Annotated in this window: 12 protein-coding genes; 4 read left to right on the top strand and 8 right to left on the bottom strand. The window is 69.7% G+C overall.

The window, feature by feature from the left end; translation table 11 throughout:
- Positions 1-99: 99 nt before the first annotated feature.
- The 4 genes from V6B97_RS08995 to V6B97_RS08980 all read right to left on the bottom strand — a co-directional run bounded on the left by V6B97_RS08995 (position 100) and on the right by V6B97_RS08980 (position 4,784).
- Positions 100-1,374, bottom strand: a complete 1,275-nt coding sequence (locus V6B97_RS08995) for an MFS transporter (RefSeq protein ID WP_333506165.1) — start codon at positions 1,372-1,374, stop codon at positions 100-102.
- 35 nt (positions 1,375-1,409) lie between these two features.
- The gene (locus tag V6B97_RS08990; protein WP_333506164.1) at positions 1,410-3,023 is read right to left on the bottom strand and encodes a tetratricopeptide repeat protein; all 1,614 of its coding nucleotides are present in this window, start codon (positions 3,021-3,023) and stop codon (positions 1,410-1,412) included.
- Between the two features lie 259 nt (positions 3,024-3,282).
- Complete coding sequence (locus V6B97_RS08985; RefSeq protein ID WP_333506163.1) at positions 3,283-3,915, bottom strand: rhodanese-like domain-containing protein; 633 nt, start codon at positions 3,913-3,915, stop codon at positions 3,283-3,285.
- A gap of 77 nt (positions 3,916-3,992) precedes the next feature.
- Positions 3,993-4,784 carry a 4Fe-4S double cluster binding domain-containing protein gene (locus V6B97_RS08980; protein WP_333506162.1) on the bottom strand — a complete coding sequence of 264 codons (792 nt, stop codon included), beginning with the start codon at positions 4,782-4,784 and terminating at the stop codon, positions 3,993-3,995.
- 835 nt (positions 4,785-5,619) lie between these two features.
- Between V6B97_RS08980 and V6B97_RS08975 the strand changes: the two genes are divergently transcribed.
- From V6B97_RS08975 to V6B97_RS08965, 3 genes are all read left to right on the top strand, one after another.
- Positions 5,620-6,822: a quaternary amine ABC transporter ATP-binding protein gene (locus V6B97_RS08975; protein ID WP_333506161.1), complete on the top strand. Its 1,203-nt coding sequence runs from the start codon at positions 5,620-5,622 to the stop codon at positions 6,820-6,822.
- Between the two features lie 14 nt (positions 6,823-6,836).
- Entirely contained in the window at positions 6,837-7,697 is an 861-nt protein-coding gene (locus V6B97_RS08970; protein ID WP_333506160.1) for an ABC transporter permease, read from the top strand.
- A gap of 71 nt (positions 7,698-7,768) precedes the next feature.
- On the top strand, positions 7,769-8,626 hold the full coding sequence (locus tag V6B97_RS08965) for a glycine betaine ABC transporter substrate-binding protein (protein ID WP_333506159.1): 858 nt from the start codon (positions 7,769-7,771) through the stop codon (positions 8,624-8,626).
- A 508-nt stretch (positions 8,627-9,134) separates the two neighbouring features.
- Here V6B97_RS08965 and mtgA read toward each other — a convergent pair.
- The 4 genes from mtgA to V6B97_RS08945 all read right to left on the bottom strand — a co-directional run bounded on the left by mtgA (position 9,135) and on the right by V6B97_RS08945 (position 15,538).
- Positions 9,135-10,346 (bottom strand): monofunctional biosynthetic peptidoglycan transglycosylase, encoded by a 1,212-nt coding sequence (gene mtgA, locus V6B97_RS08960; protein ID WP_333506158.1) that lies wholly within the window; start codon positions 10,344-10,346, stop codon positions 9,135-9,137.
- A gap of 258 nt (positions 10,347-10,604) precedes the next feature.
- Positions 10,605-12,197, bottom strand: a complete 1,593-nt coding sequence (locus V6B97_RS08955) for a PhoH family protein (protein WP_333506157.1) — start codon at positions 12,195-12,197, stop codon at positions 10,605-10,607.
- A 231-nt stretch (positions 12,198-12,428) separates the two neighbouring features.
- A complete protein-coding gene (locus V6B97_RS08950; protein WP_333506156.1) occupies positions 12,429-14,369 on the bottom strand; it encodes an AAA family ATPase in 1,941 nt (646 codons plus the stop codon).
- A 50-nt stretch (positions 14,370-14,419) separates the two neighbouring features.
- The gene (locus tag V6B97_RS08945; protein WP_333506155.1) at positions 14,420-15,538 is read right to left on the bottom strand and encodes a type IV pilus twitching motility protein PilT; all 1,119 of its coding nucleotides are present in this window, start codon (positions 15,536-15,538) and stop codon (positions 14,420-14,422) included.
- Between the two features lie 245 nt (positions 15,539-15,783).
- Between V6B97_RS08945 and V6B97_RS08940 the strand changes: the two genes are divergently transcribed.
- Positions 15,784-16,587: a prepilin peptidase gene (locus V6B97_RS08940; RefSeq protein WP_333506154.1), complete on the top strand. Its 804-nt coding sequence runs from the start codon at positions 15,784-15,786 to the stop codon at positions 16,585-16,587.
- Positions 16,588-16,626: the final 39 nt, after the last annotated feature.

Raw genomic sequence — 16,626 nt, 5'->3', positions numbered from 1 at the left:
GGGAGGGGGCAGCATCGGCTTGCCTCCTCCCCGTTCTCATCGCGTCGCCGTGGTGCATCTCGCGGGCTGCAACCACTGTCACAAAGGCAAAGCCGGCGGTCAGTTGCCGCGTTTGCCGTGCGCCATGTCCTCGATGCCATCCCCGCGCCGCCGCAGCCACAGCCCGAACCACAACGCGTTGCCCAGGCACACGATGCCGGACAGCAACAGGGTCGTCGACGGACCCAGGGCATGGGCCATGGCGCCCCCCAGCAGCGAGCCGAACGGCCCCATGCCCAGGAACATCATGGAGAACAGGGCCATGACCCGCCCCCGGTAGGCGTCGGGCGACATGATCTGCAAGAGCGTGTTGGCCGAGGCCATCAGCACCACCATGCCCATGCCCACGGGCACCAGGGCCAGCAGGGCCGCCCACACCGACCGGCACAGCGCGAACGCCGTCAGGCTGGCTCCCAGCCCCATGGCGGCGTACAGCGTCCACCGGAACAGCCCCTTGCTGTCCCGGCGAGAGGCAAGGCACAGCGCGCCCAGCAGCGCGCCCGCCCCGGCGGCCCCCAGCAGCAGGCCGAGGGTCCTGGCGTTGCCGCCCAGCACCTTGTCGGCCACCACGGGCATCAGCACCGAATAGTTCACCCCGATCAGACTGGTGGCCCCCACCAGCAGCAGGGTGGTGCGGATGCCCTCGTGGCGCACCGCGAAGCCGAGTCCCTCGCGGATGCGTTGCAGCGTCGAAGGCCCCGGCGGCGGGGGCACGTGGGCGGGCAGGCGCATCATCAGCAGTCCGGCGATGACCGGCACGAAGCTGACGCCGTTGAGCAGGAAGCACCACCCCTCGCCAGCGGCGGCCACCATCAGGCCCGCCAGCGTGGGGCCGATGACCCGCGCCGCGTTGAACATGGACGAGTTCAGGCCGATGGCCGTGGGCAGGTCCTCGCGCCCCACCATGTCCATGACGAAGGACTGCCGCGTGGGCACGTCGAAGGCGTTGACCATGCCGAGGGCCGTGGCCAGCACGAACACGTGCCAGACCTGCACCAGATCGGCCATGGTCAGCGCGGCCGCCGTCAGCGCCAGCAGCATGGAGGCCACCTGCGTGCCCACCAGGATGGTCCGCCGGTCGTGGCTGTCGGCCAGGGCTCCGCCGAACACGGACAGCGCGAACAGGGGCAACTGCGCGGCAAAGCCCAGCGCCCCCAGCACGAAGCTGGATTCGCTCAGCCGGTATACCAGCCACGACTGGGCCATGGACTGCATCCACGTGCCGGGCAGCGAAATGGCCTGCCCGCCGAAGAACAGCCGGTAGTTGCGGTGACGGAACACACGCAGCGGGCCGGAACTGCCGCCGGGGGCGTGATGATCGGGGAAAGGAGGCATGCTGCATCCGTTGCGTTGCCGTCGTGCCCGGCGCGTCAGTTGGCGGGGCGGGCGGCCTTGCCTGCCGCGCCTGTGGCGTCACCCGGAGCGGCGTGCGGTGCCGGTTGCGGCACGGACTGGGGCATGGGCTGGGGGGCGGGCGGGTCGGGCAGGCCGGGGGCGGCGGGCTGGAACTGCGGGTGGACCTGCATCCACTGCGCGGCGATGTTCTTGGAGTGCACCAACTGGTCGGGTGTCATGCGCTGTTGCACCTCGGCCGCCACCGGGGCGGCGTCGCCGTCGCCGAACAGCACGGCGCGGGTCAGCCACGAATGGGCGGTGACCACGTCCGCCGTGGTCCCTTCGCCCGCGGCCAGCATGCTGCCCAGCAGGGTCATGCAGCGCGGGTGCCCGCCCTCGGCGCACTGGCCGAACAGTTGCAAGCTGCGCCCGAAGTCCTTGGGCACGCCATTGCCCTCGTGGTGCAGGATGCCCAGATTGAGCCGCGAATGCTGGTCGCCGGCCTTCTCGCCCATCTGGAAGTAGCGCACCGAGCTTGCCAGGTCAGGCTCGGCGCCCTGGCCCCGATAGAACATTTCGGCCACCAGGCCCATGGCGTCGGGGTTGCCTGCGTCGGCAGCCTCTTGCAGCAGGTGCAGGGCCTTGGCATCGTCGCGCTCGGTGCCCATGCCGTAGCGGTAGTGCACGCCCAGCCAGAACCGGGCACGCACCACGCCGAGGGCCGCGGCGCGTTCCGTCCAGCGGAAGGCTTCCTTCTGGTTCTCCGGTCCGGCCAGTCCCTTGCGGTGGTATTCGGCCAGCAGGTCGCAGGCTTGCGGGTGGCCGCGCTCGGCCGCCAGCGAGAGCCATTTTTCGCCCTGCATGAAGTCGCGCCGGGTGCCGCGCCCATAGGTGTACAGCACCCCCACCAGGGCCTGCGCGTTGACGATGTCCTGCCCGGCGGCGGACATGGCCAGGGAGAAGGCCCTGGCCTCGTCCTTCCGCACGCCGGTGCCGTCCAGGTACATGCGGGCCAGCACGTCCTGCGCGGGGCCGAAGTCCTGCGCGGCGGACTTCTCCAGCCATGTGGCGGCGCGAGCCGGGTCGGGCTGGCCGTCGGCGCCCTGCAACAGGGCCATGGCAAAGGCGAACTGGTCCTGCGGGCGGGTGGGGGCCTCGATGCTGGTGCCGTCGGAAAGTTCCACCAGTTCGCCCACGGGGTCGGAGGCGCGGCCTTGCGGCGACTGCGCCGGGGCGGACTGCGCGGCCTTGCCGTCCTGTTCCTGCCGGGCGTCGGCCATGCTGTCCGGCGTGACCACCAGGTCGGGCGCGTCCGACTCGTTTGCGCCGGACTGGTTCTGGCCGGACTGGTTCTGGCCGGACTGGTTCTGGCCGGACGCCGTGCCGGATTCGGCGGCGGATGTTGCGGAGGTCGCGCGTTCGTCGGTCGTGTCGGCGTTCTGCTCCGTGGCCTCGCGCACGTAGGTGGGGCGCTCCGGCAGGGCGGCCGTTCCCTTTTTTGGGGGCTTGCAGCCGCCCAGCAGCAGGCCCGCCGCCAGCAGCGCGACAAGCGCCAGGCGCGCCGCGCTGCGTGTCGTGCTGTGCGGGATGGAGGCGTACGGGGCGCAGGACGAACGGAAACGCGCGGCGATGCGGCGGGATATGCTCATGGTCTCTCCGGGGTGTGGCTGCGGAACGGTCGGGCGTGCGGGTTCGTCCGTGCACGGGCGTACGCGCGGGAGATCGCGCCGAAGGAGGGGCATAGCACGCGCCGGGGTGGGGGTAAACGGGCGCGGAGCCGCATGGGCCGGGAAGAGGGGAATGGGGGCGACACCGGAGCGGAGGGAAAGTGGATGGCAGGGCGGGCACGCCGCCACGACCGGAGCCGTGGGCGCGGAGCCGCATGCGTCGTTCGGCGACGCCGTGGGCTCAGCGCGCCCCGCCGCCCTCGCCGCCGCTGCTGCCGCCACCCGTGCCGCCCTCCATGTCGCCCTGCATGCCGCCCTGCATGCCGCCAGACGCTTCGGATCGGCCGCCGCGAGCGTGCTGGTGTCCCCCGGCTTCGCTGCCGCGCCGTCCCGGCTGGCCGGACTGCCCATTGGGGCCGTTGCCCGCCGGGCGGTGCAGGCCGCTTTCGCCTCCGGCGGGGATGTGCCCGCCGGGTTCGCCGCGCACCGGGGAATGGGCGCAGCCTTCGCCGGTGCGTCCGCCCAGTCCGTCCAGTCCGCCCAGTCCGCCGGGTTCGCCGTGCTCGCCGCCGTGCTGCCGCTGCCACGCCGCCAGTCCGCCTTCCAGGTAGCGCGCGGTCACCCCGCGCGCCGCCAGGCGCGACTGGATGCCCCGGCTGGCTTCGCCTCCGCCCGCGCAGTACACCACGGCGCTGGTGCCTTCCGGGATGGAGGGCAGCCACGTGCCGACGGCGGCCGGGTCGCGCCACTGCGAGCCGGGGATGGCTTCCGGATGCAGGGCGTGTTCGTTCCGGCTGCGCACGTCGAGCAGCAGCAGGCGTTCTTCGCCGCAGATGGCGTCGTCGAGTTCGCGGGGGGTGATGGAGCGGACCATGGGAGTCTCCCTTGGCTGCGGTGTCATGCTCGTCGGGACTGGCCGGGCCGTCCGGCACCGGGGAGCGGCGCTTCCCGTCAGGACGGCTGCGGGAACAGGGTGAACTGGTCGTCCATCATGGTCATGGGCACGTCGTCGCGTCCGTGCAGCACGCCCGTGCCGCGCGTCCCCCACGGGCACACCTTGACGCATACCCCGCACACCGAATGCCCGATGAGCGGCCGCCTGGCGAAGTCCTCGCGCAGCAGGGCGCGGCAGCGCTCGAAGTGCAGGGCTTCGTCGCGGCTTTCGTAGTGCGCGCCCGGCTCGTGCGGCAGCGCGGCCCCCTTGATGGCCCCGGCCGGGCAGGCATCGGCGCAGCGGGTACAGTTGCCGCAGCGGTTCAGCAGCGGGCGGCCCGGTTGCAGGGGCAGGTCGGTGAGCACCGTGCACAGGCGGATGCGCGGGCCGTACAGCGGCGAAACGGTCAGCAGGCTCTTGCCCTGCCAGCCCAGCCCGGCGGCCACGGCCACGGCCTTGTGCGAGATCATGCTGGTGCAGGCCACGGGGTCCAGCGTCTGCGAGGCGGGCAGGGGCAGGGCGCGCCCGCCCGCTTCCTGGATCAGCAGGGTCAGGCGCAGGGCCGTGTCGTCCAGCCGGGCGTTCACGGCCTGGTAGTGGTGGGCGTAGAGCGGCGTGGGGCCGTCCACGATGTCGTCCAGTACCGGGTCCGCCAGGCGCACGCCCAGGCTGATGGCCCGCGACCAGCCGTCCAGCAGGTTTGCGGGATGGGTGGGCAGGGCGCGCACGCGGTCCAGGTCGGCCACGCCGAACAGGCTTGCCCCCCACCGTAACGCCGCTTGTCGCAAGGAAAAACTGTCCATGGCCATGCTCACCTCCGCAGCGTGCTGGCTTCATGGATGGCATGTTTTCCGTCCGGGTGCAACGGCTGCGCGCGCCTCGGCGAGACGTTTGGCCGAGAGAGCATTACATGCCGGAATGCCAGTGATTGTCGTGAGAATACATTGCAGGTGGACACAGGGAATATTTTGCTTTATGTTCATAGAATGGCGTGGACAGGCGATTTCATCATGCGAATGAAATGCATGCCCGCACGGAATTGAAATCTTATGCTTCGATGTCCGGGAGGATGTTGAGCATACGGGCAAGGGCCAAGGAATGCCTGCCCGTATGCATATGAGTTCGGTATGATGTTTGCCACCGGAATCGTGTGATTTTTCGGTGTGCGATGTTTCGGGTGCAGTCGCAATGCGCGGCTTGTGCTTCCTCCGGCGTGCCCTTGCGGCCCGGCAGGATGCGAGTCGTGCCGTGGCCTGTGCCGCAGGCCCGGGCTCCCGCCGTTTGCGGGTGCGCCCGTGTGCGGCGTCTTTCGCGGGGGACCCCTCATGGACCGTCACATGGTCCGCTACATGGTCCGCCCCGCGAACCGGCCATGGCCGTGCGGCGCCAATGGCGCCCCGGCCAGGCTGCATCCCGTTCCGTGTCTCCCTCCCGTGCATCCCTGCGACAACATGATGCGCGCCCACGCCGGGTGTGCGCCGATGGTGCGTGCCCACGCAGCCGGTTCGTGTCCCGTCCCCTTTCCGGATGGCGCACGGCCGTGCCGTCGGGTGGTCCGCCCCGGCGCAACCGGTCCCCGTCCGGGCTCCGTCCGGACCCCATCGGGAACGGGGCACCCGTGGCGCGCGCGGCACAGGAGGCAGCATGGCGAAGATAGAGATCAGGAACCTTACCAAGATATTCGGGCCGGCCCCGGAAAAGGCGCTGGCCATGGTCCGCGAGGGCAGGCCCAAGGACGAGATATACAAGCGCACCAAGCACGCCGTGGGCGTCAACCGCGCCTCGTTCGACGTGGAGGAGGGCGAGATCGTGGTGGTCATGGGCCTTTCCGGCAGCGGCAAGTCCACGCTGGTGCGCTGCCTGAACCGGCTCATCGAACCCACCGACGGCACGGTGCGCATCGACGGGGCGGACGTGACCTCCCTTTCGGTGAAGGACCTGCGCGCCCTGCGCCAGCGCACCTTCGGCATGGTGTTCCAGAATTTCGCGCTGTTCCCGCACCGTACCGTGCTCGAAAACGCCGAATACGGTCTGGAGGTGATGGGTCCCCCGCGCATGGACAAATCGACCCGCCGCCACAAGGCGACCGAAGCCCTGGCCCGCGTGGGCCTTGCCGGATGGGAAGCGGCCCGGCCCGGCCAGCTTTCCGGCGGCATGCAGCAGCGCGTGGGCCTGGCCCGCGCCCTGGCGCTGGATCCGGACATCCTGCTGATGGACGAAGCCTTCAGCGCGCTGGATCCGCTGATCCGGCGCGACATGCAGGACGAACTGCTGCGCCTGCAGGACGACGTGCGCAAGACCATCGTGTTCATCAGCCACGATCTGGACGAGGCGTTGAAGATCGGCGACCGCATCGTGCTCATGCGCGACGGGGCCGTGGTGCAGGTGGGCACGCCGGAGGACATCCTGACCAGCCCGGCCGACGACTACGTGGCCCGCTTCGTGGCCGACGTGGACATCGCCCGCGTGCTCACGGCGGGCACGGTGATGAAGCGGTCCGAGGCGGTGGCGGTGCTGGGCGTGGACGGCCCGCGCACGGCCCTGCGCAAGATGCGCCACCACGCCATCGCCACCCTGTTCGTGCTCGACCGCAACCACAGGCTGGTGGGACTGGTCACGGCCGACGACATCGCCGATCACCTGGCGGGCGGCGAGCGCGACCTTGCGGCCATCATGCGCACCGACATCACCACCGTCCCGACAGACACCCCCGCCTCCGAACTCATTCCCATCATGGCCGGGCTGCCCCACCCGCTGGCCGTCACCGACGAGCGCGGACGTCTGGCGGGCGTCATCGTGCGCGGGCTGCTGCTGGGCGCGCTGGCCGAACGAGGAGGGAACGCCTGATGGATATGACGAGCATGACAAACATAACGGGCATAACGGGCATCTTCCCCCGCATCCCCCTTGGCCAGTGGCTGGAAGCGGCCATCGACTTTCTGGTGACCCACCTGGCCCCGGCCACGCGGGCCTTTTCCGCCGTGACCGAAAGCGGCCTGAACCTGCTGGAGGCCGGGCTGGACGCGCTGCCCCCGGTGCTGGTGGTCGCCTTTGTGGGGCTGGTGGCCTGGCGGGTCACCCGCAAGGCAGGGCTTGGCGTGTTCGCCGTGGCCGGGCTGGCCCTGGTCTGGAACATGGGCCTGTGGCAGGCGACCATGAGCACTCTTGCGCTGGTGCTGGTGGCCACCCTGCTGGCGGTGCTGGTGGGCATTCCGCTGGGTATCGCCGCCGCCATGAGCGACCGGGCCCGCGCCGTGGTCATGCCCGTGCTGGACGTGATGCAGACCATGCCCGCCTTCGTCTACCTGATTCCCGCCATTCCGTTCTTCGGCCTAGGCAAGGTGGCCGCCGTATTCGCCACGGTGATCTTCGCCATGCCCCCCGCCATCCGCTTCACCTGCCTGGGCATCCGGCAGGTGCCCGCCGAACTGGTGGAATGCGCGGAAGCCTTCGGCACCGGGCGCTTCCAGCGGCTGGTGAAGCTGGAACTGCCGCTGGCCGCGCCCACCATGCTGGCGGGCGTGAACCAGACGGTGATGCTGGCCCTGTCCATGGTGGTCATCGCGGCCATGATCGGCGCGCGCGGCCTTGGCGGCGAGGTATGGAAGGCCATCCAGCGGCTGGAAATGGGCAACGGCTTCGAGGCGGGCATCGGCATCGTCATTGTGGCCATCTGCCTTGACCGCATATTGCAGCATGTGGGGAAGCGGGTGGGGGGCTAACTTCCCGTTTCCGCACGCCCCACACCACCTCGCCGCAGTGCGCGGCATAACCTCCAACAGAGGAGCACGACATGAAGAAGATACTGCTGCTGACCCTGGCGGTCTTGCTGCTGGCAACGCAGGCCCTTGCGGCACCCGCTTCCGAGGGCAAGCCCGTCCGCCTCGCCTACGTGGAATGGGACTGCGCCACGGCCAGTTCCCATCTCGCCAAGGCGGTGATTGAGGACAAGCTGGGCCGCAAGGTGGAAGTGCTGCCCGTGAGCGCCGCCGCCATGTGGATGGCCGTGGCCTCGGGCGACGTGGACGGCATGGTCACCGCGTGGCTGCCCGTGACCCACGGCGACTACCTGAAAAAGGTGGAAGGCAAGGTGAAGGACCTCGGCCCGCTGGTGGGCGGCGCGCGCCTTGGCTGGGCGGTGCCCGACTACGTGCCCCTGAAGTCCATCGAGGAATTGAACGCTAACGCGGACAAGTTCAAGGGCAAGGTCATCGGCATCGACCCCGGTTCCGGCCTGATGAAGCTGTCCGAAAAGGCCATGCAGGACTATGGCCTGAACAAGCTGACCCTGGTAGAGGGCAGCGGGGCCACCATGACCGCCGCGCTGGATGACGCCATCCGCCGCAAGGAGTGGATCGTGGTCACCGCCTGGTCGCCGCACTGGATGTTCGGCCGCTGGCAGCTGCACTACCTGGACGACCCCAAGAAGGTGCTGGGCGAGGAAGAACGCATCCATACCGTGGTGCGCAACGGCCTGGACAAGGACATGCCCGAGGTCTACGCCTTTCTCGACCGCTTCCGCTATGCCGACGCCAACCAGTTGGAAACGCTGATGGCCTGGAATCAGGAAAAGAACGCCGACCTGATGGCCAACGCCCGGCGGTTCATGAAGGAGCACCCCGAACTGGTCAACGAATGGCTGGGCAAATAGGGGGGAGGAAAGAAGAAGAAAATGGCCAGGCGCGGCGGGTACCCGTCGCGCTTGGCCGGGAAGAGGAAGGGGCGGGCACCATCCCAAGGTGGTGGCCACGGTTGCGAAGAACGTCGATCATGGTTACTGTGGCACATGAGGAAGCGCATTGCCGACTGGCTTGAAAAAATGAGTGTCGGCATGTTCATTGGCGGGATGCTCAACCCGACTCCGGCCACCCCTCAGGTCGCCTGTTATTTTCTTGGTGTCGCGTTCTTCATTGTTTCAATGGTACTGACATGGCAGGAGGGTAGAAAGGCATGACGACATATCTTATCGCGGTGGGCCTCTTCGGTCTTGCCGTTTTCGTGGTCGCCTTGTTTCTGCCTCCAGACAAGCCGAGGAACCGCAAGCACGACAAACAGTGCAACGCCCATTAAGCGTTACGCCCCGTCAGCAATGGCGGGGTTTTTTTGCGTGCGACGCCGGGCGGTTTTTCTGGAACAGGCCCGGTATGTTTTGAAGGTGCTTACCCGTCCCCCATCCGCCGTTCCATGCGCGAATGGATGATGGATGCCCGCACCTGCACCCCGCGCGAGGTGCCCGTGGGCGACCAGCGCAGGGGATTGGGCAGCACCGCCGCAAGGCGGGCCGCCTCCCACGAGGTGAGCGCGGCGGCGGACTTGCCGTAGTGATGGCGCGCGGCGGCTTCCGCACCGAACACGCCGTCGCCCCATTCCACCACGTTCAGGTACAGTTCCAGGATGCGCCGCTTGGACAGTTCGCGCTCCAGCCGCCAGGCCATGATGGCCTCCTTGACCTTGCGCGACAGACTCTTTTCCGGGGTGAACCACAGGTTCTTGGCAAGCTGCTGGGTGATGGTGCTGCCCCCGGCGGCGATGCGCCCCTCCTCGATGTTGCGCAGGAAGGCTTCTTCCATGCCGTCGAGGTCGAACCCCTCGTGCCGCCAGAACTTGTCGTCCTCGGCGATGGTCACGGCCAGCACGAGGTTGCGAGAAATGTTGCCAAGGCCCACCCAGGTCTGGCGATAGCTGGGGCCGCGCCCCTGCCGCGCCCACTGCGCCTGCCGGTACTCCATGAACGAGGTGATGGCGGGGTTCTGTTTCGCCAGCATGGCCACCGGCGGCCACACCGCGTAGCGGGCGATGTCGCCGCCCAGCAGCAGCGCCACCAGCAGTACCAGCCGCACGGCCAGCGGCCAGCCGGAGCGGGGCGCGCGTGGGCGCGTGGGGCCTTGCGGCGTTCTGGGTGACGTTCGGGGTGACGGCGGGCCGGATGCCGGGGGCGGCGTTCCGGGCGGCTGCATGCTCAGGAAGGGGGAGGAGCGCCGGTCGGCATCCTCCGGCGGCATGGTGGGGCCGCCGTGCGAGCCGGTTCCCGAAGCGTCGCCGAAATCCGGTGCCATGCCCGATGCGCCCGGCGTGCCCGACATGACGCCAGCCGGGCCTGTCCCCTTGCCGTTCTTGCGGCCCGACAGCGCGCCCACCACGTGGGCCATGACCGCCCACAGGCCGCCCGCCATGCGCCATACCGACACGGCCAGCCAGCGCAACGCGCCGAACACCCCTCGGCCCGTTGCCGCTATGCCCAGCGCCAGCCCTCGCAGCATGCGGCCCACCAGCCAGCCCACGCCGTGCAGCGCGCGGCCCGCCACGCCTCGTTCGTCACGCGGGACGGCGGGTGCGGGCATCCGGATGTCGGGCAATTCGGTCGGGGACATGGCAGGGGCATGGCCTCTGCGCGGGGTGTGGTGGCCGGATCGGGTGGACATGCAAGGATGCTATCCGTGCCGCACCGGCTGCGCAAGGGACCGGTGAGGTCATTTTGCTCCTGGTCGTGATGGGCCAGGCCGGGCGGCGCCATGGCGCAGGGCGGACGCCTCGCGGCATCCGCCCAGCGTGTCGTGCGATGTGTCCGGTCTTTCGTGGCGCGGCGCGGTGCGGATGTGCATCCCCCGCCCGCCCCTTTCCGTCCTTTCCTACAGCCCGGCGGCCACCACCATGTCGGTGATGGGGCCACGGCTCTTGCGGCCGCGCAGCACCAGGTGCGCGTAGCCGGGGTTGCCGCGCAGCAGGCGCACCAGCCAGTTCAGGCCGTTGTTTTCCGGGCTGTTGAAGGGGGCGTCCACCTGCTGGGTGTCGCCCATGCAGATCACCTTCACGTTGCGGCCCATGCGGGTGAGCAGGGTGCGCAGGTCCTCGCGCGAGAGGTTTTGGGTCTCGTCCAGGATCACCACGCAGTCTTCCAGGTTGCGGCCGCGCGTGTAGTTGATGGGCAGCACCTGGATCACCTTGGGGTTCAGGCGGCTGAGGCTGGTGCCGTTGGGCGTGGCCGCCAGCGCGTTGGGGGCGCGGCGGTGCTCGTTGTGCAGCTTCAGCATCAGGTCCACGATGTATTCCATGTACGGGTCGGTCTTTTCGGTCAGGTCGCCGGGCAGGTAGCCCAGCTTGGGGCCGATTTCCACCAAAGGCTTCGAGATGAAGATGCGCTTGTGGCGCTTTTCCTTCAGCACCATTTCCAGCGCGCAGCCAAGGGCCAGGAAGGTCTTGCCCTTGCCCGCCGTGGATTGCAGGCTGACCAGCGGGATGTCCGGGTCCAGCATCAGGCGCATGGCCAGCGCCTGGTACACGTCGCGCGGCACGATGTTCCACGGGGTGGGGGCGAACTTGACCTCGTTCGTCTCCAGCGCGTGGTCGTGGAACACGGGGTACGCCCCTTCCCAGGTGAAGCTGTTGGGCACCACGTCGGCGGGCGTGACGAAGCCGGTGTAGCGTTCCGATTCGGAGCGGAAGGGGATGGAGCAGCGGTATTCCTCGCTGCGCAGGCCGGAACTGGTGTCGGCCATGATGCGCAGCAGCCGGTCGTTGGAAACCAGCACCACCGGCTCCTCGCGCGGCACGGTGGCCAGCAGCGAGCGGGCGTCGGCGATGATGTACTGGTCGGGAGAGGATTTGACCTCCGGCGCGGACGAGGGCAGGGCCAGGGCCTGGTAGTCGCCGGTGACCACCCGCAGGTGCCCCCGGGTGACGGCGGCCTCCACGGCGGACACGGCGCGGGCCACCAGATGGGCCTTGGCGGGCTGGCGCTTCAGCTTGTCCAGTTCCTGCAGCACGGTCTGGGGAAGGTAGCAGGCGTTCTCGTTGTCGCTGCGCAACTGCTCGATGCAGCCGGGGTCTTCCAGCAGGACGTTGGTGTCGATGACGTAATGCTTGCGGATTTCGCCGCCGGGGGTGCGCGCGGCGGCCTTGCGGCGTCCCGATGCGGCGGATACGGCGGACGCGGCGGACTTGCGGGCGGTCTTGTCGTCAGTCTTGCCTGGGGCCTTGTCCGGTGTCTTGCCTGTGGGACGGGGCGTCGCGCGGGCGGCGTTCCTGACGTCGGCGTGGTGGACCTGTCTGTGTTCCTCGAAATCCTCCAGTGACGAGAGCCTGATCTTGCCGTTGCGCTCCGGCAGCGGCGGGGCCTCTTCCTGCATCGCAGAAGGCGCGGGGACGGATGCGGCGCCGGTGGCGGGGGCTGCCCGTTCCTTGCGGCGCTTGCCGTTGCCTGCGTCCACCTTCTTCTTCGCCATGGGTGCTCCTCGGTTGTGGGGGCCTCTCGGCGGAATGGGCGGGGCGACGTGCGCTCCGTTTTCTGAGAACTCTAGAAAATCTTTAGCGCGCTTTGCGGAAATACGGAAGCACTCCCCGGCGGGCGTTGGGTGAGGATATGGTGACGGCGGGGTGACGGGCGTTGCGGGCGCGTGGCGCGATGCGCGCGGGCGGAGTGAAGCCGGAGCCCGGAAACGCGGCTCCCCGGCGAATCAGTCGAAATTGCGGTAGAACACCGCGCCGTCGCCGAAGGCGGGCTCCACCGTGGCGGCCGGAAAGCGCTGGCCGAAGCGTTCCGCCGCGGCGTGGGCCTCGGCGGGTTTGGCGTAGAAGCGCGGCGGCATCAGGTAGAAGCGCAGCCCCCGGTCGGGCTTCCACACCGGGGCCAGCACCACCTCGCGCTTGCCGCCGCCCCTGGCGCGCAACGCCCGGTAGGCTTCCTCCAGCGTGGGGTGGCTTTCCAGCAGCAGGGCGCACTGGCCGCGCCGCTCCATGCCCGGTTCCATGACCAGGGCGGGCAGGGCCAGGATGGTGTCCGAGGGCAGACGGTTGGGATTGGTGATGGCGGGGTTGGCCTGCATCACCGCATCCAGCACGGCGGCGGCCTTGCCGTACACGGTGTCCAGCAGGCCAAGCAGGGTTTCGCCGCGCGGCAGCACCACCATGCCCAGGCGGGCGGGCGGTGCGGTCGCCGGGGCTGTTGCCCCCGGGGTGGCCGTGGGGCCTGCGTCGGGCAGCGCGGCCGAAGCCGGGCCTGTCATTGCGGGCGTTGCCGCCTGCGGCCGGGCCGAGGCGCCCGCGCGGGCTTCCGGTCCGGGGGCTGCATCCTGCGCCGTTCCCGCGCCGGTTTCCGTGCCGGGCTCCGCACCGGACAGCCCCAGCGAGGCCAGCAGGGGGCGGAACAGGCCCGCCACGCCTCCGGCGGTGTTGCCCTCCGCAACGCCCTCCGCGCGGTTTTCGGCGGTCGCTGCCGCCTGCCCGCCGCCGGATGCCCACGGCAGGCGCAGGTCGCCGCCGGACAGCACGTGCCCCCCGGCCAGCATCGCCACGCCCAGCAGCACGGCGGCCAGCGCGGCATAGCCCACCACCCGCAACGGGCCCGGCCCGGCCCTGCCCGCAAGGCCGGTGAGCCCCGCCGGGCCGGTATCCAGCCTGCCGCCCAGGCCCGCGTCGCGGGTGGCGAAGGCCCGCACCTCGCGCCAGGTCACCCGGCGGCGGTTGTTGATCAGCAGGTTCATGACCAACTGGTGGCACAGGCGCATGATCTTGCGCGGGTAGCCGCCGGTGGCGTGGTGCACGGCCAGCAGGGCGGGCAGGGTGAACAGCCGTTCCCCGGCCGGGCCGCCGGCCAGGCGCAGCCGGTGGCGCACCAGGCGGATGGTTTCGCGCCGCGAAAGGGGCCGCAGCGGCAGGTATTCGTTGATGCGGTCGCGGAAGTTGGGCAGTGCGGCGATGGTGGCTTCCAGTTCGCGCTGGCCGAACAGGACGATCTGGAGCAGCTTTTCGGTGTTGGTCTCGAAGTTCAGCAGTTCGCGCAGCACTTCCAGGCATTCGGGCAGCAGCTTCTGGCCTTCGTCGATGCACAGCACCACGATGCGGTCCTGCTCCTGCGTCAGGCGCAGCAGGGAGGTCTGGATGCGTTCCACCGCCTCGCGCCGCAGTTCGCTGCCGGGGGCCACACGCGAGGTGTCGCCCGGTGTCGCCGCAGGGGCGCTGGTGACCGTGATGTGCGCCGCCGTGGGGCCGAATCCGTCGCCGTCCGGGACGGTGTCCGCCCCGGCGCTGGATTCGCCCGCCGGAGCGGCCGCACTCGCCATCCCGCCCGCCGCCCCCGGAGCCGCCGCTCCACCCGGACCTGCCAGCAGGTCGCACAGGTGCAGGGCAAAGGCTTCCGCGCTGGCGAAGCCGGGGTCCAGGATCAGGTGGGCCGTGACCTCCGGCTGTTCGGCAAAGGCGCGCAGCAGGCAGCGGCACAGGGTGCTCTTGCCGGTGCCCACCTCGCCCAGCACCACGTTCAGCCCGCGCCGCAGCCGCACGGCGATTTCCAGCCGGTGCAGGCACAGTTCGTGGCCGGGCGCGCGGTAGTACGAGAGCGGGTCCGGCGAGGTGGAAAACGGCTCGCGCGAAAGGCCGAGCAATTCAAGGTAGTTCATGTTGTGTCCTTGGGAGCATCGGGAGCCTTGGGGCCCGCGGGGGCCGCCGATCAGAAATCGTCATCCGTGATGTCTCCCGCGCTTCCCGCGCGGCCCATGGCGGTGGAGCCGACTCCGGCCAGGTACGGCTTGAAGCGCGGCTTGTCGGCCACGTGCACGGCGGCGTCGCGCGGGTTGATCAGCCCGGCGGCCAGCAGCCGCAGGATGTCGTCGTCCAGGGTCTGCATGCCCGCGTTCTTGCCGGTTTGCAGCACGCTGGGCAGCTGGTAGGTCTTGCTTTCGCGGATCAGGTTGCGCACGGCGGGCACGCCCAGCATGATCTCCAGCGCGGCCACCCGGCCGGGCCTGTCGGCGCGCGGAAACAGCACCTGCGAGATGACGGCCTGCAAGGTTTCCGAAAGGCTGGTGCGGATCTGGGCCTGCATTTCGGACGGAAACACCTCGACGATGCGGTCGATGGTCTTGGGCGCGGAGATGGTGTGCACCGTGGACAGCACCAGGTGCCCGGTTTCCGCCGCCTCCAGCGCCAGGCTGATGGTTTCCAGGTCGCGCATTTCGCCCACCAGGATGATGTCCGGGTCCTCGCGCAGGGCGCCGCGCAGGGCGGCGGCGAAACTTCTGGTGTGGCGGCCCACCTCGCGCTGGTTGATCAGGCACCCGCGCGGCTCGTGCACGAATTCCACCGGGTCCTCGATGGTGATGATGTGGTCGCGGCGGTGGGTGTTGGCGTGGTCGATCATGGCCGCCAGGGTGGTGGACTTGCCGCTGCCGGTGGGGCCCGTCAGCAGCACCAGCCCCTTGGGCAGCATGGCCAGGTCGCGCAGCAGCGGGGGCAGGCCCAGCTGTTCCACAGAGGGAATGGCGCGGGGAATCTCGCGGAAGGCCGCGCCCACGCCGCGCTCGTGGCGGTAGAAGTTGGCGCGGTAGCGGGCGGTGCCGGGCACGGCGTAGCCGAAGTCCAGGTCGCCGCCGGCGGCGAATTCGTCGCGCCGGGCCGGGGGGATGATCTCGTCCAGCATGGCGGAAAGGTCGGCATCGTCCAGCGCGGGGTGGTCCAGCCGTTGCAGCGTGCCGTGCACGCGCACCATGGGCGTGCAGCCGCTGGAAAGGTGCAGGTCCGAGCCGCCGAGCCCGTGCAGGACGTGGAAGAAGTGGTCGATGCGTGCCATGCGTGGTTCCTTGCGCCGCGCGGGCGGCGGTGGGGGATGGGGTGCGCGGGGAGGACAGGCCGGAGGCCGGTCGCCGCCTTTCGGGTTGCCGCCCGGTTGCCATCCGGTCGCCCTCCGGTGCCGTCTTCCGGGCTGGTCCGATCCTATGCGGATGGGCGGAATAATCAAGTATCGTATACTAATGGCGTCACAAGGCCCATTCTGCTAGAAGTCGCTTGCGCAACGGCGCAGGAGGAACCGACACCATGCCGTTCACAGACCCCGCCGTCTTTCCGTGGCTCGCGCTGGTGCTGGGCTTGGTGCTCGGCAGTTTCTACAACGTGTGCATCCACCGCTCCATCGAGGGGCAGTCGCTGCTCTGGCCGCCGTCGCACTGCCCGCACTGTGAGGCGCGGCTGCGCCCGTGGCATCTGGTGCCCATCCTCAGCTATCTTGCGCTGCGCGGCCGCTGCCATGCCTGCGGCCAGCGCATCAGTCCGCGCTACCCCATGGTAGAGGCCGTCTCCGGCCTGCTGGCGCTGCTGCTGGCGCTGCGCTTCGGCCCCACGTGGCCCTTCGCCGTGTACATGGTGTTCGGCGGGGCGCTGCTGGTGGCCTCGTTCATTGATTTCGAAACGTTCATCCTGCCCGACGCCATCACCCTGTCCGGCGCCCTGGCCGCCCCGGCGGCCGCCGTGCTGCTGCTGGACATGCCCCTGGCCGACAGCCTGATCGGCGCGGTGGCGGGCGGCGGCGCGTTCTGGCTGGTGCTGGCGGGCTTCAGGCGCGTGCGCGGCATCGACGGCATGGGCCTTGGCGACGTGAAGCTGATGGCGCTCATCGGCGGCCTGTGCGGCTGGCAGGCCCTGCCCGTGGTCACGCTGCTGGCGGGCCTTTCGGCCCTGCTGGCCGCCGCGTGGTTCCTGCGCCGCCGCGAAGAGGGGCAGTCCGCGCGAGAAGTGGCCATCCCTTTCGGCCCGTTCCTCAGCCTTGGCGCGGTGGCCTACATGCTGTACGGCCCGGCCATCGTGCGCTGGTGGTTCGGGGTGGTGACGGGCCATCCGGCGTAGCTTCACGCACCGCCTTTCACTGGCGGCGCACCATTCCTC

The organism is Nitratidesulfovibrio sp. 1201_IL3209, assembly GCF_036763125.1.
Lineage (GTDB): Bacteria > Desulfobacterota > Desulfovibrionia > Desulfovibrionales > Desulfovibrionaceae > Cupidesulfovibrio.
This window is presented reverse-complemented; position numbering and strand designations above follow the sequence as displayed.

What these genes read in the sequence shown, in the direction of transcription:
- V6B97_RS08975 (WP_333506161.1), top strand. Translation starts at nt 5,620, where the DNA reads ATGGCGAAGATAGAGATCAGGAACCTTACCAAGATATTCGGGCCGGCC.
- V6B97_RS08965 (WP_333506159.1), top strand. Translation starts at nt 7,769, where the DNA reads ATGAAGAAGATACTGCTGCTGACCCTGGCGGTCTTGCTGCTGGCAACG.
- V6B97_RS08990 (WP_333506164.1), bottom strand. Translation starts at nt 3,023, where the DNA reads ATGAGCATATCCCGCCGCATCGCCGCGCGTTTCCGTTCGTCCTGCGCC.
- mtgA (WP_333506158.1), bottom strand. Translation starts at nt 10,346, where the DNA reads ATGTCCCCGACCGAATTGCCCGACATCCGGATGCCCGCACCCGCCGTC.
- V6B97_RS08980 (WP_333506162.1), bottom strand. Translation starts at nt 4,784, where the DNA reads ATGGCCATGGACAGTTTTTCCTTGCGACAAGCGGCGTTACGGTGGGGG.
- V6B97_RS08985 (WP_333506163.1), bottom strand. Translation starts at nt 3,915, where the DNA reads ATGGTCCGCTCCATCACCCCCCGCGAACTCGACGACGCCATCTGCGGC.
- V6B97_RS08995 (WP_333506165.1), bottom strand. Translation starts at nt 1,374, where the DNA reads ATGCCTCCTTTCCCCGATCATCACGCCCCCGGCGGCAGTTCCGGCCCG.
- V6B97_RS08945 (WP_333506155.1), bottom strand. Translation starts at nt 15,538, where the DNA reads ATGGCACGCATCGACCACTTCTTCCACGTCCTGCACGGGCTCGGCGGC.
- V6B97_RS08940 (WP_333506154.1), top strand. Translation starts at nt 15,784, where the DNA reads ATGCCGTTCACAGACCCCGCCGTCTTTCCGTGGCTCGCGCTGGTGCTG.
- V6B97_RS08970 (WP_333506160.1), top strand. Translation starts at nt 6,837, where the DNA reads ATGACAAACATAACGGGCATAACGGGCATCTTCCCCCGCATCCCCCTT.
- V6B97_RS08955 (WP_333506157.1), bottom strand. Translation starts at nt 12,197, where the DNA reads ATGGCGAAGAAGAAGGTGGACGCAGGCAACGGCAAGCGCCGCAAGGAA.
- V6B97_RS08950 (WP_333506156.1), bottom strand. Translation starts at nt 14,369, where the DNA reads ATGAACTACCTTGAATTGCTCGGCCTTTCGCGCGAGCCGTTTTCCACC.